A 24,001-nucleotide genomic window follows, 5' to 3' on the forward strand; every position below is an offset into this window, starting at 1 on the left:
GCAATGAGAATGATTTTTGGCAAAAAAATAACAAATGACCGAAGCCATTTGTTATCTATTTATTAATAATAAGTTAAGTTTTATTTTACGTGAATGTAATTATAAGAACCAGCTTCACTTGCTGAGATAGTACGGTTACTTACAGAGTATGGTCCGCCACTGTAGTTCATTTCTGATACTTCAACAGAACCGTCACTATTTACATCTTCAACATAAGCAACGTGTCCATAAGCACCAGCAGATGATTGTAAGATTGAACCAGCTGAAGGTGAATTGTTTACTGTGTATCCTGCTGCAGAAGCTGCAGAAGCCCAGTTATTTGCATTTCCCCAAGTAGAACCGATGTTTCCACCAACTTTATCGTAAACATACCAAGTACATTGACCTGCAGTGTATAAATTACCACTAGCGTTTTGTGTATTGCTTGATTGTGTTGATTGTTGAGTGTTAGCAGTTTCTGCTGCATGAGCTTCATGTCCATGATCTAATCCTACGATTGCTGCTCCGATACCTGCTGTTAATGTTGTAGCTGTTACTAATTTTTTCATAATAAAAATATCCTCCCAAAAATTTCTATCTTTATATTTCTAAGCGATTGACTGAAATGACTTTATTCTAATGTCGCATGAATACTACTAGCGATTACGACAAGTAATACTTTATCAGAAGAAAACGAGTTTGTGTGGTTTGTTATTGTTTTGTAAAGTAATTAAAAAAACCTCACATATCGTTGTAATAAACGCTACATGAAGTTACAAAATGATATCAGCTCAGTAATGGGAATAGAGACGATAACCATAATACTTATATGAATTTGTGGTAATACTTTATTACAAGGCCTTGTAAATTTTCATAATATTGTGTTTGGCTTATTTTATGAATTTTATGGATAAAGGTGGTAGATAATATTCACCATTGCTAGCTTTGACTATGGCAATAATTGTGAAAATTAAATTTAAAATGGCTACAATAGGTAATAATACAAATCCGATTAGAATTAATATCAGTACCGTAGCAACGATTGTCCAAATAAAATAAGAAATTAAAAAGTTAAAGTAATCTTTTCCACCACGGTCGACGAAAGGTGAGTCTTCACGTTTAACTAACCATATAATTAATGGACCTATAAAAGAAGTGAAGAAACTTAATATATAAATTAACATGACCATTAAACGTTCTTCACTCGTCGTATTTAAAGTTTGTTTAGTATCATCATAATCGTATTGATATGCATCATTATTCGTCATATAATCCCTCCTTTTGAGTGGATTATAACAAACTATTGAAATAATTAATATATTGTGTAGCAAATACTTCGGTAATATGATAGTTTACAATGAAGTGGTTTATATACTAAATTGAACTGCGGCAAGTTAAATCCTATTAAAGAAAGAAGTGATAAGCATGAAAATAGCAATCGTAGGATCAGGTAACGGTGCGGTGACAGCTGCGCTAGATATGATAACTAAGGGTCATGAAGTAAAATTATATTGTAGAAACCAATCAATTCATAAATTTGAAACTGCTATTAATAATGGGGGCTTTCATTTTAATAATGAAGGCGAAGAACAGTTTGTAGAATTTACAAATATTAGTGATGATATGGAATATGTATTGCAGGATGCAGAAGTCATACAAATCATTATTCCATCTTCTTTTATAGAACATTATGCTAAAACAATGGCAGAATTTTTAACAAATGATCAATTTATTTTATTTAACATGGCAGCAGCAATGGGGTCAATTAGATTTATTAATGTACTTGAAGATATGCATATCGAAACGATGCCGAAATTTGCTGAAGTCAATACATTAACTTATGGGACAAGAGTTGACTTTGATAAAGCAGAAGTCAATTTATCTTTAAATGTGAGAAAAGTTCATTTTTCTACTTATGATAAATCTTATTTAGCAGACAGCTTTAAATTAGTTGAAGAACTTTATCCAAATATTGTTAAAGAAGAAAGTTTATGGAAAACTAACCTTGAAAACGGGAACCCTGAAGTGCATCCGGGGCCTACTTTATTAAATGTTGGACGTATCGATTATGCGGACGAGTTTGCATTGTATAAAGAGGGTATAACTTTGCATACAGTTAAATTGTTGCACGCAGTTGAATTAGAAAGATTAACTTTAGGGAGAAAGTTAGGTTTTGAATTGAATACTGCGAAAGGTGCCAGAATAGAACGTGGTTATCTATCCGAAGAGGATGAAGATATGCCATTGCATAGATTATTCAATTCAAGTGAAGTATTTTCACAAATAAAGGGACCGAACGAAGTTAAAAATCGTTATTTAACTGAAGATATCGCTTTTGGACTTGTATTGTGGTCTAGTTTAGGAAGAGCGTTAGATGTTGAAACTCCTAATATTGATGCCATTATCGTTATTGCATCAACTATATTAGAACGGGACTTCTTTGAAGAAGGACTTACAGTCGAAGAACTAGGACTAGAGAAATTAGGGTTAGATTAAAATAGTCGTTTAGAAAATAATTTGTAAAGGGGAATTGTATGACAAGAAAACCTACATTTTTAGAATCTATTTCAACTATTTTAGTAATGATTGTCATTGTAGTAACAGGATTTATTGTTTTTAATATACCTATTCAGGCATTACTTATCTTATCATCTGCATATGCAGCATGGATTGCAAGAAGAGTAGGTTTAAATTGGACAGATCTTGAAGATGGTATTACCAAAAGGCTATCCACGGCGATGCCAGCGTTATTCATTATTCTAGCCGTAGGTATTATTGTTGGTACATGGATGTATTCGGGTACTGTGCCTTCATTAATTTATTACGGCTTAGAATTTTTGAATCCGCATTATTTCTTAGTTTCGGCATTTATTATTAGTGCAATCACATCCGTTGCTACTGGTACTGCTTGGGGTTCAGCTTCTACGGCAGGTATTTCATTAATGGCAATTGGTACACAATTAAATATTGATAGTGGTATGGCTGCCGGTGCAATTATTGCAGGCGCAGTATTCGGGGACAAAATGTCGCCTTTATCAGATACAACGAATTTGGCGGCACTTGTTACTAAAGTAAATATTTTCAGTCATATCAGAGCAATGATTTGGACTACAGTTCCAGCATCGATTATTGGTCTAATCGTATGGTTTTTTGCAGGTATGAGATATCAAGGTAATACAAACACTTCACAAATGAAAAGGTTATTATCAGAGCTTGCACAAATTTATAATATCAATTTTTTCGTGTGGATTCCTATTATCGTTATAGTCGTTTGTTTATTATTGAAAATCTCTACTGTACCAGCGATGTTGGCATCAAGTCTAAGCGCGATTTTAGTCGGTACATTCAACAACCATTTCAATATAGTTGATGGTTTTAAAGCAACTTTTGATGGTTTCAAAGATACGATGCTCGTGCATAGCAGTGGTTTGTCAGAAAAGACGACCGCGCTTGTGCAACAAGGTGGCATGATGAGCATGACCGAAATTATAATTACGATCTTTACTGGCTATGCATTTGCTGGAATAGTGGAAAAAGCGGGTTGTTTAGATGTTATTTTGGAAAAAATCTCTAAAAACATTAACTCTGTTGGACAATTAATATTAGCAACTATTATCGGTGGTATTATCATGGTGCTAGCTGCCGGTGTAGCATCTGTAGTTATTATTATGGTCGGTGTATTAATGATGGACATGTACAATAAAATGGATTTAGATCGTTCTAATTTATCACGAACATTAGAAGATTCTGGAACGATGTTAATACCATTAATACCATGGGGTACTTCTGGTATATACTATACACAACAACTAGGTGTAGCCGTCGATAAATTCTTTATTTGGACAGTGCCTTGTTACTTATGTATCGTTTTTGCAATTATATATGGCTTTACAGGTATTGGTATTAAAAAGGTAAATAATAAATCTGAAGATAAAGAATTACCGTCATAAAAGAGTTGAAAGTGATAGTGTGAAATTATTTTTGAAAAAAATATAAACAATTTTAATATTTAAGTTTTAGAAGATGTGAAAACGGATAAATTAATAATATGGATGAGATGATTCCAACGATATATGTAGTAATCATTGTAGCGATATTGCTATGTTGTGTTGAAATACATCAATAATTCAATTTGAATGTTCATAAGAAAAAATATCCTTCAATTATTTTTTCAATAATCGGTTTTGTATTGTTTTCTTTTGTAGCGATTGAGCAATACAAAACTGATTGCGTTAACAAACATATTAGTAGAGATAGTGATTTATTATAAAATGAGTAAGCATATAAAATAGGGGGCTAGACAAAGTATAGTACTTTGTCTAGCCCCCTATAATAATTAAGGAAAATAAAAAAGCAACCGCATGGTTGCTTTTTTTATTAATGAATGTAGTTATAGCTTGAAGCTTCACTAGCAGAGATAGTACGTGATGATACTACACCAGCACCGTGACCATAGTTCATTTCTGAAACTTTAACTGAACCATTGCTTCCAACGCTTTCAACGTATGCAACGTGTCCATAAGCACCAGCAGATGATTGTAAAATTGAACCTGCTTTTGGTGTGTTGTTTACAGTGTAACCTGAAGATGCAGCAGCGCTTGCCCAGTTTCTAGCGTCTCCCCAAGTAGAACCAATTTTACCGCCAACTTTGTCGTATACATAGTATGTACATTGACCAGAAGTGTATAAATTGTTTGATGAACCTGAAGTGCTAGCGATTGAGTTAGCTGAGCTTGATGGTGCAGTTTGAGTTGTTACTTTGATGTTGTGATTAGAAGTTGAGTTAGAAACTGCGCCTCTTCCACCAGTTGTATTATTGTTTGCTGTATATGATTGAGTCGCGTTTGAAGTTGACCCAGCATTATTTGAATAGTTAACATTACTATTGTTATTGTGGTTAGCTTGGCTTGGATTCCAGTTACCTTTCCAATCATAGTGGTAGTTACCTTGTTGATCTATTGTGTAAGTGTAGCTGTATGACGTAGGGTCATTTGGATTGTACCCACCATTATTATTTTCAGCAGCTTGAGCATCATGATGTGCAAAAGCAACAGTAGCGATTCCTGCAGTAGCGATTGTAGCTGTAGCGATTTTTTTCATTGTAAAAATATCCTCCTAAAAATTTTTTCAATAATTTTCCCAATGTCACGCTCTAAGGCGTGGTTAAAACGACATGGATTAATATATCAGAAAAAAGTGCATTTGTGCGCAATGTTATAGTTTTGTAATTTAGTTCTAATAAAAAGCAGAACTTTGTAACAAATGGCTTTAATTAATTAAATCGCTAAAACCTAGCAGTAAGGCTTTTTTATAATTTATAGAGTAAAAATACACGAAGTTTATTACAAAAGCTGTAAAATAACAGAAAATTTAAATTAGCGCTTTTCGATATTTGATAAATAAATGTTGATTTACATAAGATATATAAATAGCGCTTAAATTAATCTAAAAAACATTTCGCGAGCAAGTGAATGAGGATTATAAAAAAACATATGCTATAATACTTAAGTAATTAAATTATAGCTAGTCATAAATGCTGCAAGTTTGTACAGTTGGTAGCGTATTTTCTTCTCTTACTTTGACAAATTTAGTTCGTAGGAGAATGGCTAGTTTAGTAACTAATAACTATTTATAAGGAGAGAATGTAATGATATTACGTTATTTAGCTAATATAAAATTAGCGAAAGAATTATTCAATGCAGCACAACCTAAATTAAAAGGTGACCAATCAATGAAAGATACTTTTGTTGACGTTTTTGGTTTACCAGAAAAAGCAGTACCTTTAGCTGGTGCGGTTGAAGCATTAAGTGCAGTATTTTTCGTACTAAGCTTTGCTAGTAAAAAATTATCTCGTTTAGGTTCATTATTAACAATTGCTGTTTTAGGTGTTGCAGCTTATAAACATTTTGAAGCTGGACATGGTAAAGAAGGCGCTAAACATGCACTTGATTTATCAGGTATGGCAGCACTAAGTTTCTTAGACACTTTCGATTGTAAAAATAAATAATTAATGACAGGATATGTTTCTTCCTGAAAATATATAATGAAGGAAATCATACAATAATGATGTTCCTTCATTTTTTTTAGATTTACAGTAATTGCATACATGAATTTTTATAACAATTGGAGATAACAGTTAAGTTAAATATGACGCATGAATTTGAATTACTATATTGATTTTCAATATATATTGGATTTGTATGCTAAAGTGTTATAGAATAAATATTATAATATTTACAAAAATAATTATATTTTTAAGTATTGACAACTAAGACTAACACAACAGGAGTGATACTATGGAAGAAAAAGCATTTAAAACATTAGATGAACTTTTTACCATCAATCATCAAGTAAAATCATTTTTTAAAATAATCAAAGATCAATTTAAACTGAATTTTGAAGAAATATACATCTTGAATATTTTAAATAACTGTAACGGCTATGAAGTAACGGCAAAGGAAATTGCGCAAAAAACCAATTTAAAACCTTACTACATAACTAAAGCGTTACAAAAGTTGAAAGATATGGGTTATTTAGATAAAAAACGAAGTGAACATGATGAGAGAACAGTTATTGTATTTATTAGTCATCAAGAGAAAGCTAAAATTGAATTTACAATAAATGCTTTAAATAAACATTTTTATTAATGAGCAAACAGATACATAAAATCAATAAAAAGTAAGACAATAAAATGTCGATAAAGTTGAATGCTTTATCGGCATTTTTTATTGGTGACAAATATTTATAAGAATAAAACAAGTGATTTACCGCATGCAAAGTACTGAAGTCTTTTGTTTAATAATGTCGAGTGTTAAACTAAGGATGATTGCGTTATATCATAATCAATGAGGTGAATAATTTGAATACTTCCGCTATGATACATTCAGAAATACAACAAAAGTGGATTAAGAAGTTAGAAAATGTAAAAGAGCAATTCCAGCAGAATGCTGATTATAATGATAAACATGCACAATTCCCATATAATAATGTGCAATGGCTAATAGATGAAGGCTATACGTTAATTTCCTTACCTAAAAAATATGGTGGTGAAGGCGGTACGATAGAAGATATGGTCATTTTACAAACATATCTAGGCTCAATCGATGGGGCAACTGCGCTATCGATTGGTTGGCACATTAGCGTCGTTGGTCAACTATATGAACAACAATTATGGGAACAATCTATGTTAGATCGTTTTGCAAAAGATATAGTAGATGGTGCATTAGTTAATAGAGCTATAAGTGAAGCTGAAACGGGGAGTCCAACAAGAGGCGGAAGACCAGCAACGAATGCCATAGAGACAGAAGATGGCTATACATTAAATGGTGTTAAAACTTTTACATCAATGAGTAAACGATTAACACACTTTATTGTGAGTGCCTTTGATCAACAATCGGAACAAATTGGTTACTATCTTGTACATAAAGATACTACCGGCGTTGAAATAGCCAACAATTGGGATATGGTAGGTATGAGAGCTACAGAAAGTCACGATTTAGTACTTAATGATGTACATATTCCAAAAGAAAATTTTGTTGAAACAAGAGCAATTGGCGCTAAAAAACCAAATGGCTGGATTCTTCATATTCCTAGTACATATTTAGGTATTGCGCAAGCAGCAAGAGACTACGCAATAGATTTTGCGAAAACTTACCACCCAAACAGTATCGATGGCACAATAGGTGAAATTGCTACGGTACAACAAAATGTCGGAAAAATGGAATCTTTATTATTATCTGCACGCCAATTTCTATGGAGTACAGCTAAGCTTTATAATAACGATGACAACGCTACTAAAATATGGAATGAAACGTCAGCAAGTAAAGTGTTAGTTATGAATCAAGGGTTAGAAGTGATTGATTTAGCTATGCGAATAGTTGGTGCAAAAAGCTTAGAAATGGACAGACCATTACAACGTTATTATAGAGATATGCGTGCTGGTTTGCACAATCCGCCGATGGAAGATATGGCTTATACAAATATTGCCAAATCTGTACTCGATTTATTTTAAATATAATGCTATGTAAAAAGCTTAAAAGCTAAGTAATTAGCTTTTAAGCTTTTTTATATGAAAAACACTGTACTTTAAACAATTAAAAAATATTGCAAAATTCTATAAATTTATATTGTAAAAGTTGAAATAATTTTTTATAATGAATTGGTACTGATAATCATTTTCAATGGAGGCTAGTTTATGAAAAAATTAATATTGCCGTTAATTGCTCTAGTTCTAATTCTTGCTGCATGTGGTAATAAAAAAGATAGTGACGATAAGAGCAAAAAAGAGGCAACTAAATCATATACATTAGATAGTGGTAAGAAGATAGATATACCGAAAGATCCAAAACGTATTGCTGCAGTTGCACCTACATATGCACCTGGTCTTAAATATTTAGGAGCTAACTTAGTCGCGGTAAGTAACCAAGTAGATCAAAGTAGTGTTATTAAAGATAAGTTCAAGGGTGTAACAAGAGTTGGAGACAATGACGTAGAAAAGGTAGCAAAAGAAAAACCTGATTTAATCATTGTATATTCTACAGATAAGAATATTAAAAAATATCAAAAGATTGCACCAACTATTGTGTTTGACTTTAATAAACATAAATATCTAGACCAACAAAAAGAGTTAGCTAAAATTGTTGGCAAAGAAAAAGAAGAACAAAAATGGGAAAAAGATTGGAAAGCTAAAACGAAAGCTGATGCGGCAGAAATTAAATCACATATCGGTAAAGATGCAACGGTATCAATTTTCGATGAATTTGATAAAAAACTTTACACATATGGAGAAAACTGGGGAAGAGGCGGCGAAGTTTTATATCAAGCCTTTGGATTGAAAATGCCTACTAAACTTGAAGAATTAACGAAAAAAGAAGGTTGGGCAGAAGTTAAACAAGAAAAACTTGGTGACTACGCTGGTGATTACATTGTTTCAACAAGACAAGGTAAAGCAACACCAAGTTATGAAAAAACAGACTTATGGAAAAACTTACCTGCAGTCAAGCAAGATAAAGTTATTCATGTAGATGCAACTTCATATTGGTACAATGATCCATATACTATAGATTTCATGCGTAAAGATTTGAAGAAAAAATTATTAGAAAAATAAAATAACAAAATGATTTATCAGTGAATTGTTTTATTGGGAAAGATAAATATCAGAGATATCGATAGCTCTGACTACACACGAACGTCAATTTCCAACGTACTAACGTTGAAATTGACGTTTTTTTGATTAGCTGACTTTTCCACAGTAATATAAGTAAATCAAATGCGCTGCAACGTGTTCCAAGTTATTGGTAAAGAAAAAAGAGTAATATGTAAAAAAATAATGTTAACTAAGTATTATTAAAAGTTAACATTTGTGGTATAATTTTGCTCATGTGAGGAGGAATGAATATGTCCACAAAGAATTTAGTATACACGGCATTAATGACTGCAATAATTGCAGTGATGGGAGTTATACCTTCAATCCCACTTCCTTTTATGCCCGTACCTATAGTATTTCAAAATACAGGTATTTTCTTAGCAGGTATTTTGTTAGGTAGAAAATATGGAACTCTCAGTGTCATTGTATTTTTATTACTTGTAGCAACAGGCTTACCGTTATTATCAGGCGGTAGAGGTGGTATAGGCGTATTTGTAGGGCCGTCTGCCGGTTTCTTATTCTTATATCCCGTTGTAGCATTTTTAATTGGATTAGTAAGAGATAAATACTTCGGAAATATTAACTTTATAGTATTAATAGTAGCTACATTATTGATTGGTGTCGTATTACTTGATATATTAGGAACAATCATTATGGGGCTAATTACAAATTTACCAATTTCTAAAGCGATTAGTTTGGCGTTTGTCTTTATGCCTGGCGACATTATAAAAGCGATTTTAGCGAGTATCATTGGTAATGTGATGTTAAATCATAGTAGATTTAAACAATTAATGAAGTAATTTTGAAGATTGCTTTGAAGGGAATAATGTTCTATGAGTGCTATAACAATGCGAGACATTTATCAATCTGGTCAGTTGAAAATGGAAGATGACAAAAAACTAATTTATTTAACACCCAGTGAACCCATAGTCTATGTCTCAAACAGTTGGACATATAAGCAAATGCCTTCAATAAATCAGTGGTTCGCAGATATTGAAACACAAGCTTCAATGCATAAAGCACAAGGGTCAAACCATTTATCATTTACGTTTCCTGAAAATGAAACGCCAGATAATCAATTTCTTAAAGAAATAAAGGCTAGAGGTTTTGAATTAAGTTACTTAGAACTTTATGCAATTAGTCCTGAAGAATTAAATTTTGATACTGCACTTGAGCTAGATGTTCGATTTGTTACGCAATTGAACATAGAAGATTATTTAAGCATTCATCAAGTTTTTGCAGAACCATTTGGCGATGATTATGTTCAACAAAGCACTGAAATAATTCGGAATCAATTCCTTGATGATAACAAAGACAGAGTTATCGCATACAAAGGCGCGATTCCAGTCGGTATTTTGGACTTGATCAAAAGTGAGAATACGATAGAGATTGATGGGTTTGGTGTTTTACCGGAGTATCAAAGACAAGGTATAGGACAAGCTATGCAAAGTTTTGTTGCCGCGGTTGCAAATAATAGAACGATTATCTTAGTGGCTGACGGAGAAGATACTGCCAAAGATATGTATTTAAACCAAGGATATGTCTACATAAGTTATAGCTACAATATTCTCAAAGAGCAATTAAATTAAAGAAAAGCTGTTAATGCTACTATTAATAATCAATAGTAGCATTAACAGCTTTTTATTCGTTCAGGATGACTATAGACGTTAAAATTGCCATCACGAATAAAACCTACGGCAGTAATATTTAAATCGTCAGCTAATTGGACGGCTAGAGTGGTAGGAGCAGACTTTGATAATATAACGCCAACTCCGATTTTAGCAGCTTTAATTAAAATTTCTGACGAAATTCGACCGCTAAAGATTAATACCTTATCACGTACTGGGATATGGTTTTTAATACAATATCCATATAATTTGTCTAACGCATTGTGTCTACCAATATCTTGTCTGTGTTCAAAAAAAGTTTTGCCGTCGCTAATTGCACCATTATGTAAGCCACCTGTTTGTTTGAAAAGCGCACTGGCATTTTGAAGTTGCGACATCATCGAAAGAATTTGTTCTGGTACTAATGTAATTTTAGACATAGAGGTTTTAGCAATGGCAGCATCATTTTGAAAATAAAACTCTCTACTTTTACCACAACAAGAAGCAATCATACGTTTTGTAGAATATTGAAATCTCGTACCTAGTTGTTTTGTTAATTCAACATGAGCAAATCCCTTACTATCATCAATTTGCAATGACTTTAACTCATCATATTTTAGGATGGCGCCTTCAGATGCGAGAAACCCTAAAGCTAATTCTTCCATATTGTTTGGACTACAAATTACAGTAGCGAATTCTTCACCATTGACCATAATCGTTAAAGGAAATTCTGTAACATAGCTATCTTGTGTATTTACCAATTCACCATTTTCATAGCGTACGATGGGTTGGTCTTTTAAAACATCCTCATTCATGTGCCCCAACTCCTTTTTTATCTTAATTGTTATTTTATCGTACATTTCACACTAGATAAATGATTAGGCGTTCGCTAAGCAAATAAAAATATGTTGTAACATAGGGTAAGTAAACTATAATAGAAGTAAATAAGTAAACATAAGTAAACAAAGCGAGGTTCTAAAATGGCAAGTATTAGAGATATAGCACGTGAGGCAAACGTAAGCCCTGGTACCGTTTCACGTGTATTAAATAATGATCCAACTATCTCTGTAGCGCAAAATACTAGAGAAAGAATTATATCGATTGCTGAAAAACTACGTTATGAAAAAGTGACACGCACAAACAAAAGTATTCAATTAATTACGTATGCATCAAAAGAGCGAGAAATGTCCGATCCATATTATCGAGAGATACGTTTAGCTATAGAATCAGAAGTAAAACGGTTAAAGCTATCATTGAAAAAAACGATACGTATAGACGGTACAACACAAGCACTTGATGAGCAAAAAATTGCTAAAGCTGGTGCCTTGATAGTCATAGGCAACTTTTCAGTTGAAGCTTTGGAACAATTATATGCAATTAATCCCAATTTAGTCGTTATTAATAATCCGCAAACCCCACAATATATAGATGCGGTATATTCTAATATCGAAGATGCGATGCAAAATTTATTAACTAAGATACAAAACACAGGTCTTACGAATATTGGATATATGGGAGGACTACATACAACTAGAGATTTAACAGGAAATGCCACAATGAATGACAATGACCCTAGATACAAAATATATAAAAAGTGGTGCGCAGATAATAACATTGAACAACGAGCATATTTATGTGGGTGGAATAAGGAACAAAGTGCTGAACAAATAAAATCATTAATAAGTAAAGCACAATTACCTGAAGTGTTGATTGCTGGAAATGACATGGTAGCAATAGGTATTATTCAGCAATTATTACAACATGGAATTCAATTACCCGATGATATTAAACTTATTAGTTTTAATGACTTAGAAGTAATTCAATATGTAATACCGACTATTAGTAGTGTACATATTGCAATTGATGAGTTTGGACGTAGTGCGGTAAAGATGGCAGAAGAACGAATTCATCATTTGAGGTCAGTTGCACAACATATTGTTGTCGAAGCAAGATTGATAGAGCGTACAACTTTTAGTACACAATGATAAAATATTGACACGTTAATAAGTAAACAAGTAAACTTTAATTATGTTTACTCTTCGTATTTTTATAAATTAAGGGGTGGGAGAAATGTTAGAATCTTTAAAGATTAAGTTTGCAACGATTTTTGATTCTGAACCCACACATTATGCATTTGCTCCAGGAAGAATTAATCTTATTGGTGAGCATACTGATTATAATGGTGGTTATGTATTTCCGGCAGCAATTGAATTAGGAACTTATGGTTTAGCGCGTATACGTGAAGACAATAAAATCAATGTTTATTCTATGAATTTTGAAGAAAAGGGAGTTATTTCTTTTGACTTAAATAACCTAGCATATGATGAAAATCACGATTGGGCTAATTACGTCAAAGGTGTTATTAAATATTTGCTAGCTTCTTTTCCGTCTATTAATCAAGGCTTTGACGTTCTATTTGAAGGTAATATACCTAATGGTGCAAGTTTATCGTCGTCAGCTTCAATAGAACTTGTAAGTGGTTGGCTCATTAAAAGCTTATTTGATCTTGAGCTTGATAGACTGACCTTAGTTAAAATTGGACAAAAAGTTGAGAATAATTATATTGGCGTTAATTCTGGTATTATGGATCAATTTGTAATTGGACTAGGAAAAAGTGAACATGCCATATTACTAGATACGGGTACCTTAAAATATGACTATGTGCCAGCTTATTTTGGAGATTATGTCATTTCAATTATGAATACTAATAAACGTCGATCATTGACGGAGTCTAAATATAACGAACGTCGTTCTGAATGTGAAGCGGCATTAGCATCATTACAACAACAATTAATGATTGAACATTTATGTGATATCGATGTAGCTACATTTGAGCGTTATCAACATTTAATAGATAATCCTACTAACTTGAAGCGAGCACGTCACGCAATTAGCGAAAATGAAAGAACAAAACAAGCGCATGAGATGTTGTCGAACAATCAATTTACAGCATTTGGGCAATTATTAAACGACTCGCATGAATCATTGAAAAATGATTATGAAGTCACAGGGTTAGAATTAGACACATTAGCTGAAACGGCACAATCTATTGATGGGGTTTTAGGCGCAAGAATGACTGGCGCAGGTTTTGCAGGTTGTGCTATTGCTTTAGTACATAAAGATAGTGTTAAAGCATTAGAACAAGAGGTTACCTCAACTTATACAGACAAAATCGGCTATGCACCATCGTTTTATCATGTGAACATTAGTGACGGCGTTAAAAGTTTAAATTAATTTATCAATGAGAGGAAGATTTATTTGTCAGTACTAGTACTAGGTGGAGCGGGCTACATTGGTAGCCATTGTGTACATCAACTTATAGATAAAGGTTACGATGTTGTCGTTATCGATAATTTAGGTACGGGACATAAAGAATCGGTTAGTGCGCAGGCTCGATTTTATGAAGGCGATATTAGAGACAAAGCATTTTTAGATGACGTATTTAATAAAGAAGAAATCGATGGCGTTTTCCATTTTTGCGCATACTCATTAGTTGGAGAGTCTGTTGAAAAACCACTGACTTATTTCAATAATAATATTCATGGATTACAAACGCTTTTAGAAGTTATGTACGATCACGATGTGGATAAAATTATCTTTTCTTCTACAGCGGCAGTGTACGGTGAGCCGAATTCAATTCCTATTAAAGAAGATGATACGACGCATCCTACAAGTCCATATGGAGAAAGTAAGTTAGTAATGGAAAAAATGATGCGTTGGTGTCACGAAGCCTACGGAATTAATTTTGCGGCATTACGTTACTTTAACGTGGCAGGTGCTAATCCAAATGGCAAAATTGGCGAAGACCATAGACCTGAAACACATTTAATACCAATTGTTTTACAAGTTGCTTTAGGACAACGTGACAATTTGACAGTGTTTGGCGATGATTACAATACACCAGATGGTTCATGTATTAGGGATTATTTGCACGTTGAAGATTTAATAGCTGCACATATACTAGCCTTTGATTATTTAAAAAAGGGCGGTACTTCTGGTGCATTTAATTTAGGTAGTAGCCAAGGATATTCTGTATTTGAAATATTAGAAGCGGCTCGTGCGGTAACAGGTAAAGAGATCAAAGCTGAAGTCGGTAAAAGAAGAGCAGGCGATCCAGGTACGTTAGTTGCATCAAGCGATAAAGCTAAATCATTGTTAGGTTGGGTACCACAACATGACGATATTAAAGAAATTATACAAGATGCATGGAAGTGGCATCAATCTCATCCGCATGGCTACAAACAGGAAGAAGGTTAAGTAATGTTACTCAATAAACAACTCGTAGATCAGTTTATAAAGTACACAGTGGATATGGGTGAATTTGATGTATTGGATGCTGTTTATGTACAAAATAAGCTCATCGCTATACTTAATGCACAAGGTATTGAAGATGAGCTAACGATAGATGCAGTTTCATCGATGACGCCTAATGACATCGCGCAGTTATGGATTGACCAAGCAGTTAAGGCGAATACTATTGAGGATGAACGCTATATTAGAGAAATAGTTGAGGCCCAAATACTTGATTTAATAACACCTAAACCTTCAGCGGTAAATAATTATTTTTGGCAACAACATAAAGAAAATCCAAAACTAGCCACTGATTATTTTTATGAGTTATCTAAACGCAATCATTATGTTAAGGAAGACGCTATTGCTAAAAATATTAGTTATAATGTTGCAACAGATTACGGTGATATTGAAATAACAATAAATTTATCAAAGCCTGAGAAAGATGGTAAGCAGATAGCTAAAGAAAAAAATGCGACTGCAAGTGCTTATCCGCAATGTGCACTATGCTTTGAAAATGAAGGATATATTGGGTCTGTATTACAAGCAGCTAGAACGAATCATCGCATTATCCGAATGAATTTAGCAGGAAACGAATGGGGATTTCAATATTCACCGTATGCTTACTTTAATGAACATAGCATCGTATTATCGCGTACGCATGAACCAATGGCGATTAATCAACAAACATTTGAAAACTTAGTGGAGTTTGTTCAACAGTTTCCACATTATTTTATAGGTTCCAACGCTGATATTCCAATTGTGGGCGGATCAATTTTATCACACAATCATTATCAAGCAGGACGACATGAATTTCCAATGGATAGAGCAACAACTAAAGAAACTTTTAAATTAACTTCATTTCCAGACATCGATGCCACTACTTTAAAATGGCCGATGAGTGTTATTAGGTTGAAAAGTAATAATAGCGCACGATTAATTAAAGCTGCTACCTATGTTATGGAACAATGGAATAATTATTCAGACAGTAGTGTTGATATAAAAGCGTATAGCGATGATGGCACAAGACATCATACGATTACACCGATAGTACGTTATAAAAATGAACAATATGAAATTGATATTGTTTTACGTGATAATCAAACATCGAATGAATATCCTGACGGTATATTCCATCCTCATCAAGATGTGCAACATATTAAAAAGGAAAATATTGGGCTAATTGAAGTTATGGGCACGGCAATTTTACCCGGAAGATTAAAAAGTGAACTTGTCGATGTGAAAAACTACTTACTTGGGAAAAGTTATAATGAACTAGGACCACATAAACAATGGGCAGAAACGATGGCTCAAAATTATCAAATAGATAATGACAACGTAGATGAGATTATACACAAAGAAGTCGGACTTAAATTTAAAAGTGTATTAGCAGACGCAGGTGTATTTAAGGATAATGAGCAAGGTAATAATGCATTTAAACAATTTTTAAATGTTCTTTAAGAAGGATGATACATTCATCCTTTTTTTTTATATTTCACAAGTCTATAATAAAAATATATAGGTGGTAATAAAATGAATATAAAAAAATTATTAGTTGGTATGACTACGGCAAGTGTAGTGTTAGCGGGGTGCTCAAATTCCGGAAGTGACGACAAGAGTAAAGAGAGTTCTAAAAGCGATTCCAATAAAAAACAGCAAATTACAGTTTCTGCAGCAGCAAGTTTAACTGACGTAAGCAAAGACTTAGCTAAAGAATTTAAGAAAGACCATAAAAATACAAAGATTTCATTTAATTATGGTGGTTCTGGTGCGTTAAGACAACAAATTGAAAAAGGTGCACCAAGTGACGTTATGATGTCTGCAAACACAAAAGACGTCGATATGTTAGTAAAAGATAAGAAAGCAAAAAATACATATAATTATGCACAGAATAAGCTAGTTCTTATCGGTGATAAAGATAGTAAATATAAATCTGTAAAAGATATTAAAAAAGGCGATAAATTAGCAATAGGTGAGACTAAGTCTGTGCCGGCTGGAAAATATGCCGAACAATACTTAAAAGATCAAAAGTTATATAACGATGTAAAATCAAACTTGGTATACGCGAAAGATGTTCGCCAAGTATTGAACTACGTAGAAAAAGGAAATGCGCAATTAGGCTATGTTTATAAAACAGATTTAGCACAAAGTCAAAAAAATGGTAACAACAAAGTTAAAGAAATCAATGCTGCTAAGTTGAAAAAACCAATTACTTATAAAGCAGCAACGACTTCAGACAAAAAAACAGCTAAAGAATGGGTAGACTTCTTAAAAACAAAAGATGCTAAAAAAATCATGAAAAAATATAAATTTGAAGAATAGTAACTGAAGGAGGGAGTGCGATGGTCGACTTAACGCCATTTTGGATATCAATTAAAGTAGCAGTTAGTAGTACGATCATCGTTTTCTTCATCGGTATCATAGTCGCAAGATGGTTGTATAGTAGGCATGGCTTAGTCGCTAGACTATTAGAAAGTATTATTGTATTGCCTATTGTTTTACCTCCGACGGTGATGGGTTTTATATTGCTTATTGTTTTTTCACCTAAAAGTCCGGTTGGTCAATTCTTTAGTCATGTTTTGCATATTCCTGTCGTGTTTACCATGACAGGTGCAATCATTGCTTCTATTATTGTAAGCTTTCCATTAATGTATCAGCACACGGTGCAAGGCTTCAGAGGGATTGACAAAAAAATGTTAAATACGGCACGTACGATGGGAGCAAGTGAAAATAAAATTTTCACGCAACTTATATTACCGTTATCGAAACGTTCTATCCTATCTGGCGTAATGATGAGTTTTGCTAGAGGTATTGGCGAGTTTGGTGCTACGTTGATGGTTGCTGGTTATATACCAAATAAGACAAACACTTTACCATTAGAAATTTATTTCTTAGTGGAACAAGGTAAAGAAAATCAAGCCTGGTTATGGGTACTAGTCTTAGTTGCCTTCGCAATAACGATAATCGGTACTATTAATGTCTTGAACAAAGACCGTTATTTGGAGGGAGATTAGATGCTGACTATTAAATTAAAACATCAATTAAAAAATACTCCGATAACGATTGATATTAATGACCAAGAGCCTAAAATATATGCTTTGAGGGGACCTTCTGGTATAGGTAAAACAACGGTATTAAACATGATTGCGGGTCTAAGACAGCCTAACGAAGCACTAATTAAAGTGAATAATAATGTGTTAACAGATACTGAAGCTGATGTGAATGTAAAAATTCAGCAACGTAATATAGGCTATTTGTTTCAAGATTACCAACTATTTCCTAATATGAATGTATTGAAAAATATAACTTTTATGACGCCATATTCACAACATATTGAAGACTTAACGTCAGAGTTGAATATAGCGCATTTAGTTGAGCAATATCCATATACATTGTCTGGTGGAGAGTCTCAACGTGTAGCTTTAGCACGTACATTGAGTACCAAACCAGATTTAATATTGTTGGATGAACCATTCTCTAGTTTAGATGACTATACTAAGGATGAAAGTATAAAAATAGTTAACAATGTATTTAAAGAATGGCAAATACCTATTATATTTGTGACACATTCAAATTATGAAGCAGAGCAATTAGCGCATGAAATTATTACATTTGGTAATTAAGTATATTGCATAGATATATTTGGATCCCTTTACTTAATAAGTAAAGGGGTTTTTTGAATTTAATTATTCTGTTGAGATTTTAATACATTATGAATAGCAAGCTCAATTTTCTATTTAGTGATGATTGATGTAGCACTTAAAATTATTGTGACTCATCATAGTTAGATTTATAATAGATGTAATGGATTTAAGAGAGGACAATTGCTGTGGATAATAATCGCTATTCAAGACAAATACTATTTAAAGGTATTGGTCAAAAAGGACAAACTTTAATAGCACAGGCACACGTCATTATTATAGGTATGGGTGCATTAGGATCACACCTTGCTGAAGGTTTAGTAAGAGCGGGTATTGGTGAATTAACAATAGTAGATAGAGATTATATTGAAGAAAGTAATTTACAACGCCAAACGTTGTATTCAGCTAATGATGCGGTTGAAGCCTTACCTAAAGTTATTGCTGCAAAAAAAGCATTGCAAGCTATCAGTGGGGACGTCACGATTCATACATTTATTGAACAAGTTGACTATGCTTTTTTAGAAGAACATAGTCGTGAAGTGACTTTAATATTAGATGCTACGGATAATTTTGATACTAGAATGTTAATCAATGATTTTGCCTTTAAATATAATATTCCATGGATTTATGGGGGTGTAGTACAAAGTACTTATGTTGAAGCACCATTCATACCTGGAGAGACGCCTTGCTTTAATTGTTTATTACCACAACTGCCTGCGATTAACTTAACATGTGATACTGTTGGCGTTATTCAACCAGCTGTAACTATGACTACAAGTTTGCAATTGAAAGATGCCCTTAAAATTATAACGGGGAATAATGTCCCAGCAAAATATACTTACGGTGATATTTGGAATGGCGAACATCATGTCTTTGGTTTTAGTCGCATGTCAGATAATGATTGTCTAACGTGTGGCGCAGAACCTACGTTTCCCCAGTTAAATAAACAAGCACATGAATATGCGTCATTATGTGGTAGAGATACGGTACAATATCAAAATAAACATATTTCCCAGGAAATGTTAGTAAACTTTTTAGTAGAAAATAATATTAATTATAAAACAAACGATTATCTTATTATGTTTCATTACGATGGCTATCGTTTAGTCAACTTTCATGATGGTAGATTTCTCATTCATAATATGTCACAACCGAGTGAAGCGGCAAAACTAATGAATAAATTATTTGGATAAAAAAGGGGACATTTTGATGCATAGTGATATCAAATTAACACGAAAAATACAAGTTGCAGTGTTGACGATTTCTGATACAAGAGATTATAAGACGGATAAAAGTGGCCAATTGATTAAGGCTTTACTTGCGGAAGAAAATGTTGAAGTAGGGGAAGCGGCTTATAAAATTGTTAAAGATGAACCACAAGCCATTAAGTCTCAAATTGAACAGTGGTTAAACGCTGACATTGATGTCATTATTACTACTGGGGGTACTGGCATATCACCACGAGATATTACTATAGAAACACTTAGACCATTATTTTCGAAAGAAATAGAAGGTTTTGGTGAATTGTTTAGGTACTTAAGCTATACCGAAGATGTAGGCACAAAAGCATTATTATCTAGAGCCATTGCAGGCACTGTAAATGATAAATTGGTATTTTGCTTACCGGGTTCTAGTGGAGCAGTGAAATTAGCATTAAATAAATTAATTAAGCCTGAATTAAATCATTTAGTACATGAATTAACAAAATAATTGGGCAAGATATAATCATGTTATTTAAATGTTTATCCTGCCCAAAAAGTATATTATTGGTTACGCGTATAGTTTCCAGATTTACCGCCAGTTTTAGAGGATAGGTAAGTTTCACCGATAACCATACCTTTATCTAATGCTTTTGTCATGTCGTAAATGGTTAGTGCTACAACAGAGGCGGCCGTTAAAGCTTCCATTTCAACACCAGTTTTACCTGTCGTAGAAACTGAAGTTGTAATGTTAAGTGTATAGTCATTGTCGTTAGTAACCCAATCAAAACTGACATCGATGCCACTTAAAGGTAAGGGATGGCACATCAGTATGATAGTTGAAGTATTTTTGGCTGCCATGATACCAGCTATTTGAGCTGTATTAAGGACGTTACCTTTCTGGTTCGTATGTTCAACGATTTGTTGATGAATATCGGCATTAACGGTAATGCTAGAATGTGCAATAGCAGTACGTTTAGTATTGCTTTTGTCTGATACATCAACCATTTTTGCATTACCTTGTTCATTAATATGTGTGAATTTTGACATAATATACCTCCTAAACAATTCATAGTATAACATGGCGTAAATAAGAAAGGGGATTAGGAATGACAGTAGAAAAAAGAAATCCAATTACTGTAAAAGAAGCAATTGCGAGAGTTATGAAACAAAACATTACAATGCCTATTATTGAAGTACCTTTACAACAAAGTTTAGATCATGTGTTAGCGCAAGATATTGTAGCGACTTATGACATACCTAGATTCAATAAATCACCGTACGATGGCTTTGCGATAAGAAGTGAAGATTCAGTCGGTGCAAGTGGAGATAAGCGTATTGAATTTAATGTTATTGATCATATTGGAGCTGGTTCCGTTTCTGATAAAAAATTAGGTCCTAATGATGCAGTTAGAATCATGACAGGTGCCGAGTTACCTCAAGGTGCCGACGCTGTAGTTATGTTGGAACAAACTATAGAGAAAGAACGCTCATTTACTATTAGAAAACCATTTGAAGCATATGAAAATGTATCGTTAAAAGGCGAAGAAACAACTGTTGGGGATATTGTTTTAAAAAAAGGACAACATCTTAATGCAGGAGGTATTGCTGTTTTAGCTACTTACGGTTATCAAGACGTCCCTGTTTATAAAAAGCCTAGCGTTGCGATTATTGCCACAGGTAGTGAATTGTTGGACGTCAGTGATGATCTCGAACCTGGTAAGATTCGTAATTCGAATGGTCCAATGATTCAAGCATTAGCTACTAAAGTCGGTCTAGAGGTAGAAACATATAAAATACAACAAGATGATTTAGAAAGTAGTATTCAAGTCGTTAAAGAAGCTAAAGGGAAACATGACATGGTAATTACTACAGGCGGTGTGTCAGTCGGAGATTTTGATTATTTACCGGCGATTTATGAAGCGTTAAATGCAGAAGTTTTGTTTAATAAAGTTGCCATGCGACCAGGTAGCGTAACGACTGTTGCAGTAGCAGGTAATACTTATTTATTTGGTTTGTCTGGTAATCCGTCTGCTTGTTTTACAGGTTTTGAATTATTTGTAAAACCTGCACTTAACAAGATGACAGGTGCCAACGCTTGCTACCCCCAAATTGTTAAAGCAACGTTAATGGAAGACTTTACAAAACCGAACCCATTTAGCAGATTCATTAGAGCGAAAGCAACCTTTACAGGCGGTGAAATGACAGCCGTGCCGTCCGGCTTTAATAAATCTGGTGCAGTTGTAGCTATAGCACACAGCAATGCGATGATAATGTTGCCTGGTGGTACGAGAGGCTATAAAAAAGGACGTACAGTCGATGTGATTTTGACTGAATCATCGAGTTACGAAGAGGAATTACTATTATGATTTTGCAAATCGTCGGTTATAAAAATACAGGGAAGACAACTTTAATGAGACAGACAATTAAATTGTTGAAATCGTTGGGTTTAAAGGTTGCTACAGTAAAAAATCATGGTCATGGTGGTGAAATAACGCTACAAGATAGTAATGTAGACCATATGAAACATTTTTCTGCTGGAGCCGATCAAAGCATTGTGCAGGGAGAAAATTATCGTCAAACAGTAACACATGTAGCAAAACAAAATCTTAAGGAACTGATTGCTGAATCTGTTACAATAGACAGTGACATAATCTTAGTAGAAGGTTTTAAAGACGCACCGTATGATAAAGTTATCGTATATCATAATCAAGCAGATTATCATAAGCTAACTCAATTATCTAACGTGCAATATCATATTAATTTAAGCGAAGAAATGGCTTACAAACAATATGAAGCATGGTTACTTACTTTTCTACGTACAAAAGGGCTGATTCGATGAAACAGTTTGAAGTTACAAATACACCTATTCAAACTGAACAATATAGAGCTTTTGTAGTTGATGCTACAAAAGGTGCTGCTGTTGTATTTACTGGCCATGTGAGAGAGTGGACAAAAGGGATAAAGACTGAGTATTTGGAATATGAAGCGTATGTACCAATGGCAGAAAAGAAACTCGCGCAAATTGGCGCAGAAATTACAGCACGTTGGCCAGACACAAAGACGAGCATTGTTCATAGAATAGGTGCGTTAAATATCTCTGACATAGCAGTATTGATCGCAGTATCTTCACCACATAGAAGAGATGCATATGAAGCAAATGAATATGCGATAGAACGCATTAAAGAGATTGTACCAATTTGGAAAAAAGAAATATGGGAAGATGGTGCCGAATGGCAAGGCCATCAAAGAGGTTATCATGAAGATGCAATTGAAGGAGGCTAGGAATTGAAAGTCTTATATTTTGCAGAAATAAAAGAAATTTTAGCTAAACAGTCAGAAGAAATACCTTTAGATAATACACTGACTGTTGAACAATTAAAAAATAAATTACTTGAACAATATCCAGCATTAAAAAATAAAACTTATCAAGTAGCCGTTAATGAAGAATTTGTTAAAGACGATGACATCGTGCAACAAAATGATACGGTTGCGTTGATTCCACCAGTTAGCGGAGGTTAATATAGAGATGAAAGCAATAATCCTTGCCGGTGGGCGTTCGGAAAGATTTGGCGCTCAAAAAGCATTTGCACAAATACAAGGACAGTATTTTTATCAACGCATTATAGATGTGCTTGAAGCAACAAACATGTTTAATAAAATAATCATTAGTACAAACGAAACATTAGCGCCAAAATTTGATTATAGCGATGTGGTCGTAGACGCTCCGCAATTTAAAGATAAGGGCCCATTGGCAGGACTTTGCACAGTCATGAAACAATATGACGATGAATTATTTTTCGTAGTTTCTGTTGATACACCGATGATTTCTAAAAAAGCAATTAGCAAACTTTATCAATTCATGGTAGCGCATTTAATAGAAGATAAATTAGATATAGCCGGTTTTATCGCAGATAATTACCCAATCCCGACTATAGCATTTTACAGTCCTAAAACATTACAATATATTGAACAAGCTTTAAATTCTGATGATTATAGCTTCAAAAATGTATATAGCCGAGTCGATCATGCTTGGTTAAACGTTGGAGATATTGATGCACCAGAATATTGGTTTAAAAATATTAATTATCAACAAGATTTGGACTCTTTAGAACAAGTGTTAAATAAATAAGGAGGTCC

At 33.6% G+C, this 24,001-nt stretch carries 27 protein-coding genes; 22 read left to right on the forward strand and 5 right to left on the reverse strand.

Going from position 1 to position 24,001, the window contains the following annotated elements:
• Nucleotides 1-80: 80 nt before the first annotated feature.
• Both ISP08_RS03270 and ISP08_RS03275 read right to left on the reverse strand, forming a co-directional pair.
• On the reverse strand, nt 81-548 hold the full coding sequence (locus ISP08_RS03270) for a CHAP domain-containing protein (protein WP_048793014.1): 468 nt from the start codon (nt 546-548) through the stop codon (nt 81-83).
• Nucleotides 549-869: 321 nt separating this feature from the next.
• A complete protein-coding gene (locus ISP08_RS03275) occupies nt 870-1,247 on the reverse strand; it encodes a DUF4870 domain-containing protein (protein WP_195719396.1) in 378 nt (125 codons plus the stop codon).
• 157 nt (nt 1,248-1,404) lie between these two features.
• Between ISP08_RS03275 and ISP08_RS03280 the strand changes: the two genes are divergently transcribed.
• Nucleotides 1,405-2,475: an NAD/NADP-dependent octopine/nopaline dehydrogenase family protein gene (locus tag ISP08_RS03280; RefSeq protein ID WP_195719397.1), complete on the forward strand. Its 1,071-nt coding sequence runs from the start codon at nt 1,405-1,407 to the stop codon at nt 2,473-2,475.
• A 38-nt stretch (nt 2,476-2,513) separates the two neighbouring features.
• Nucleotides 2,514-3,929, forward strand: coding sequence for a Na+/H+ antiporter NhaC (gene nhaC, locus ISP08_RS03285; RefSeq protein WP_195719398.1), 1,416 nt, complete (start codon nt 2,514-2,516; stop codon nt 3,927-3,929).
• 427 nt (nt 3,930-4,356) lie between these two features.
• Here nhaC and ISP08_RS03290 read toward each other — a convergent pair whose 3' ends face one another.
• Nucleotides 4,357-5,079, reverse strand: a complete 723-nt coding sequence (locus ISP08_RS03290; protein ID WP_195719399.1) for a CHAP domain-containing protein — start codon at nt 5,077-5,079, stop codon at nt 4,357-4,359.
• A gap of 547 nt (nt 5,080-5,626) precedes the next feature.
• Here ISP08_RS03290 and ISP08_RS03295 point away from each other — a divergent pair.
• The 6 genes from ISP08_RS03295 to ISP08_RS03320 all read left to right on the forward strand — a co-directional run bounded on the left by ISP08_RS03295 (nt 5,627) and on the right by ISP08_RS03320 (nt 10,713).
• A complete protein-coding gene (locus tag ISP08_RS03295; RefSeq protein ID WP_048793009.1) occupies nt 5,627-5,986 on the forward strand; it encodes a DoxX family protein in 360 nt (119 codons plus the stop codon).
• 289 nt (nt 5,987-6,275) lie between these two features.
• Nucleotides 6,276-6,626 (forward strand): transcriptional regulator, SarA/Rot family, encoded by a 351-nt coding sequence (locus ISP08_RS03300; RefSeq protein ID WP_048793008.1) that lies wholly within the window; start codon nt 6,276-6,278, stop codon nt 6,624-6,626.
• A 227-nt stretch (nt 6,627-6,853) separates the two neighbouring features.
• Nucleotides 6,854-7,990 (forward strand): acyl-CoA dehydrogenase family protein, encoded by a 1,137-nt coding sequence (locus ISP08_RS03305; RefSeq protein WP_411847793.1) that lies wholly within the window; start codon nt 6,854-6,856, stop codon nt 7,988-7,990.
• 183 nt (nt 7,991-8,173) lie between these two features.
• Complete coding sequence (locus ISP08_RS03310) at nt 8,174-9,085, forward strand: ABC transporter substrate-binding protein (RefSeq protein WP_048793007.1); 912 nt, start codon at nt 8,174-8,176, stop codon at nt 9,083-9,085.
• 290 nt (nt 9,086-9,375) lie between these two features.
• A complete protein-coding gene (locus ISP08_RS03315; protein WP_195719401.1) occupies nt 9,376-9,924 on the forward strand; it encodes a biotin transporter BioY in 549 nt (182 codons plus the stop codon).
• 33 nt (nt 9,925-9,957) lie between these two features.
• Complete coding sequence (locus tag ISP08_RS03320; protein WP_195719402.1) at nt 9,958-10,713, forward strand: GNAT family N-acetyltransferase; 756 nt, start codon at nt 9,958-9,960, stop codon at nt 10,711-10,713.
• Nucleotides 10,714-10,754: 41 nt separating this feature from the next.
• On the opposite strand, the gene fdhD is transcribed toward ISP08_RS03320, so the two are convergent.
• A complete protein-coding gene (gene fdhD / locus ISP08_RS03325; protein WP_048793004.1) occupies nt 10,755-11,546 on the reverse strand; it encodes a formate dehydrogenase accessory sulfurtransferase FdhD in 792 nt (263 codons plus the stop codon).
• A gap of 165 nt (nt 11,547-11,711) precedes the next feature.
• Here fdhD and ISP08_RS03330 point away from each other — a divergent pair, with 165 nt between their 5' ends.
• The 9 genes from ISP08_RS03330 to ISP08_RS03370 all read left to right on the forward strand — a co-directional run bounded on the left by ISP08_RS03330 (nt 11,712) and on the right by ISP08_RS03370 (nt 20,372).
• The gene (locus ISP08_RS03330; protein WP_195719403.1) at nt 11,712-12,716 is read left to right on the forward strand and encodes a LacI family DNA-binding transcriptional regulator; all 1,005 of its coding nucleotides are present in this window, start codon (nt 11,712-11,714) and stop codon (nt 12,714-12,716) included.
• A gap of 85 nt (nt 12,717-12,801) precedes the next feature.
• Nucleotides 12,802-13,965, forward strand: coding sequence for a galactokinase (locus ISP08_RS03335; RefSeq protein ID WP_195719404.1), 1,164 nt, complete (start codon nt 12,802-12,804; stop codon nt 13,963-13,965).
• Nucleotides 13,966-13,989: 24 nt separating this feature from the next.
• Nucleotides 13,990-14,988 (forward strand): UDP-glucose 4-epimerase GalE, encoded by a 999-nt coding sequence (gene galE / locus ISP08_RS03340; RefSeq protein ID WP_195719405.1) that lies wholly within the window; start codon nt 13,990-13,992, stop codon nt 14,986-14,988.
• 3 nt (nt 14,989-14,991) lie between these two features.
• A complete protein-coding gene (galT, locus tag ISP08_RS03345; protein ID WP_195719406.1) occupies nt 14,992-16,482 on the forward strand; it encodes a UDP-glucose--hexose-1-phosphate uridylyltransferase in 1,491 nt (496 codons plus the stop codon).
• Between the two features lie 72 nt (nt 16,483-16,554).
• Entirely contained in the window at nt 16,555-17,343 is a 789-nt protein-coding gene (modA, locus tag ISP08_RS03350) for a molybdate ABC transporter substrate-binding protein (RefSeq protein ID WP_048792999.1), read from the forward strand.
• 20 nt (nt 17,344-17,363) lie between these two features.
• Nucleotides 17,364-18,035 (forward strand): molybdate ABC transporter permease subunit, encoded by a 672-nt coding sequence (gene modB, locus ISP08_RS03355; protein ID WP_195719407.1) that lies wholly within the window; start codon nt 17,364-17,366, stop codon nt 18,033-18,035.
• Entirely contained in the window at nt 18,036-18,644 is a 609-nt protein-coding gene (locus ISP08_RS03360) for an ATP-binding cassette domain-containing protein (protein ID WP_195719408.1), read from the forward strand. It begins immediately after the preceding gene.
• A 206-nt stretch (nt 18,645-18,850) separates the two neighbouring features.
• Complete coding sequence (locus ISP08_RS03365) at nt 18,851-19,855, forward strand: ThiF family adenylyltransferase (RefSeq protein WP_195719409.1); 1,005 nt, start codon at nt 18,851-18,853, stop codon at nt 19,853-19,855.
• Nucleotides 19,856-19,871: 16 nt separating this feature from the next.
• Nucleotides 19,872-20,372: a MogA/MoaB family molybdenum cofactor biosynthesis protein gene (locus tag ISP08_RS03370; RefSeq protein WP_195719410.1), complete on the forward strand. Its 501-nt coding sequence runs from the start codon at nt 19,872-19,874 to the stop codon at nt 20,370-20,372.
• Between the two features lie 53 nt (nt 20,373-20,425).
• On the opposite strand, the gene moaC is transcribed toward ISP08_RS03370, so the two are convergent.
• The gene (gene moaC / locus ISP08_RS03375) at nt 20,426-20,911 is read right to left on the reverse strand and encodes a cyclic pyranopterin monophosphate synthase MoaC (RefSeq protein WP_195719411.1); all 486 of its coding nucleotides are present in this window, start codon (nt 20,909-20,911) and stop codon (nt 20,426-20,428) included.
• 59 nt (nt 20,912-20,970) lie between these two features.
• Between moaC and ISP08_RS03380 the strand changes: the two genes are divergently transcribed.
• The 5 genes from ISP08_RS03380 to mobA are packed head-to-tail and all read left to right on the forward strand — an operon-like array spanning nt 20,971 to nt 23,993.
• On the forward strand, nt 20,971-22,230 hold the full coding sequence (locus ISP08_RS03380) for a molybdopterin molybdotransferase MoeA (protein ID WP_195719412.1): 1,260 nt from the start codon (nt 20,971-20,973) through the stop codon (nt 22,228-22,230).
• Nucleotides 22,227-22,703, forward strand: coding sequence for a molybdopterin-guanine dinucleotide biosynthesis protein B (gene mobB, locus ISP08_RS03385; RefSeq protein ID WP_195719413.1), 477 nt, complete (start codon nt 22,227-22,229; stop codon nt 22,701-22,703). The genes ISP08_RS03380 and mobB overlap by 4 nt, the downstream gene beginning before the upstream one ends.
• Nucleotides 22,700-23,146: a molybdenum cofactor biosynthesis protein MoaE gene (locus ISP08_RS03390; protein WP_195719414.1), complete on the forward strand. Its 447-nt coding sequence runs from the start codon at nt 22,700-22,702 to the stop codon at nt 23,144-23,146. Before mobB ends, ISP08_RS03390 begins: the two co-directional genes overlap by 4 nt.
• 3 nt (nt 23,147-23,149) lie before the next feature.
• Nucleotides 23,150-23,383 carry a molybdopterin converting factor subunit 1 gene (gene moaD, locus ISP08_RS03395; protein ID WP_195719415.1) on the forward strand — a complete coding sequence of 78 codons (234 nt, stop codon included), beginning with the start codon at nt 23,150-23,152 and terminating at the stop codon, nt 23,381-23,383.
• 7 nt (nt 23,384-23,390) lie between these two features.
• The gene (mobA, locus tag ISP08_RS03400; protein WP_195719416.1) at nt 23,391-23,993 is read left to right on the forward strand and encodes a molybdenum cofactor guanylyltransferase MobA; all 603 of its coding nucleotides are present in this window, start codon (nt 23,391-23,393) and stop codon (nt 23,991-23,993) included.
• The last annotated feature ends 8 nt before the right edge of the window (nt 23,994-24,001 follow it).

Origin of the sequence: Staphylococcus lloydii, assembly GCF_015775975.1 — a bacterium.
GTDB classification, from domain to species: domain Bacteria; phylum Bacillota; class Bacilli; order Staphylococcales; family Staphylococcaceae; genus Staphylococcus; species Staphylococcus lloydii.

What these genes read in the sequence shown, in the direction of transcription:
- ISP08_RS03270 (WP_048793014.1), bottom strand. Translation starts at nt 548, where the DNA reads ATGAAAAAATTAGTAACAGCTACAACATTAACAGCAGGTATCGGAGCA.
- ISP08_RS03275 (WP_195719396.1), bottom strand. Translation starts at nt 1,247, where the DNA reads ATGACGAATAATGATGCATATCAATACGATTATGATGATACTAAACAA.
- ISP08_RS03280 (WP_195719397.1), top strand. Translation starts at nt 1,405, where the DNA reads ATGAAAATAGCAATCGTAGGATCAGGTAACGGTGCGGTGACAGCTGCG.
- nhaC (WP_195719398.1), top strand. Translation starts at nt 2,514, where the DNA reads ATGACAAGAAAACCTACATTTTTAGAATCTATTTCAACTATTTTAGTA.
- ISP08_RS03290 (WP_195719399.1), bottom strand. Translation starts at nt 5,079, where the DNA reads ATGAAAAAAATCGCTACAGCTACAATCGCTACTGCAGGAATCGCTACT.
- ISP08_RS03295 (WP_048793009.1), top strand. Translation starts at nt 5,627, where the DNA reads ATGATATTACGTTATTTAGCTAATATAAAATTAGCGAAAGAATTATTC.
- ISP08_RS03300 (WP_048793008.1), top strand. Translation starts at nt 6,276, where the DNA reads ATGGAAGAAAAAGCATTTAAAACATTAGATGAACTTTTTACCATCAAT.
- ISP08_RS03305 (WP_411847793.1), top strand. Translation starts at nt 6,854, where the DNA reads ATGATACATTCAGAAATACAACAAAAGTGGATTAAGAAGTTAGAAAAT.
- ISP08_RS03310 (WP_048793007.1), top strand. Translation starts at nt 8,174, where the DNA reads ATGAAAAAATTAATATTGCCGTTAATTGCTCTAGTTCTAATTCTTGCT.
- ISP08_RS03315 (WP_195719401.1), top strand. Translation starts at nt 9,376, where the DNA reads ATGTCCACAAAGAATTTAGTATACACGGCATTAATGACTGCAATAATT.
- ISP08_RS03320 (WP_195719402.1), top strand. Translation starts at nt 9,958, where the DNA reads ATGAGTGCTATAACAATGCGAGACATTTATCAATCTGGTCAGTTGAAA.
- fdhD (WP_048793004.1), bottom strand. Translation starts at nt 11,546, where the DNA reads ATGAATGAGGATGTTTTAAAAGACCAACCCATCGTACGCTATGAAAAT.
- ISP08_RS03330 (WP_195719403.1), top strand. Translation starts at nt 11,712, where the DNA reads ATGGCAAGTATTAGAGATATAGCACGTGAGGCAAACGTAAGCCCTGGT.
- ISP08_RS03335 (WP_195719404.1), top strand. Translation starts at nt 12,802, where the DNA reads ATGTTAGAATCTTTAAAGATTAAGTTTGCAACGATTTTTGATTCTGAA.
- galT (WP_195719406.1), top strand. Translation starts at nt 14,992, where the DNA reads ATGTTACTCAATAAACAACTCGTAGATCAGTTTATAAAGTACACAGTG.
- modA (WP_048792999.1), top strand. Translation starts at nt 16,555, where the DNA reads ATGAATATAAAAAAATTATTAGTTGGTATGACTACGGCAAGTGTAGTG.
- modB (WP_195719407.1), top strand. Translation starts at nt 17,364, where the DNA reads ATGGTCGACTTAACGCCATTTTGGATATCAATTAAAGTAGCAGTTAGT.
- ISP08_RS03360 (WP_195719408.1), top strand. Translation starts at nt 18,036, where the DNA reads ATGCTGACTATTAAATTAAAACATCAATTAAAAAATACTCCGATAACG.
- ISP08_RS03370 (WP_195719410.1), top strand. Translation starts at nt 19,872, where the DNA reads ATGCATAGTGATATCAAATTAACACGAAAAATACAAGTTGCAGTGTTG.
- moaC (WP_195719411.1), bottom strand. Translation starts at nt 20,911, where the DNA reads ATGTCAAAATTCACACATATTAATGAACAAGGTAATGCAAAAATGGTT.
- ISP08_RS03380 (WP_195719412.1), top strand. Translation starts at nt 20,971, where the DNA reads ATGACAGTAGAAAAAAGAAATCCAATTACTGTAAAAGAAGCAATTGCG.
- mobB (WP_195719413.1), top strand. Translation starts at nt 22,227, where the DNA reads ATGATTTTGCAAATCGTCGGTTATAAAAATACAGGGAAGACAACTTTA.
- ISP08_RS03390 (WP_195719414.1), top strand. Translation starts at nt 22,700, where the DNA reads ATGAAACAGTTTGAAGTTACAAATACACCTATTCAAACTGAACAATAT.
- mobA (WP_195719416.1), top strand. Translation starts at nt 23,391, where the DNA reads ATGAAAGCAATAATCCTTGCCGGTGGGCGTTCGGAAAGATTTGGCGCT.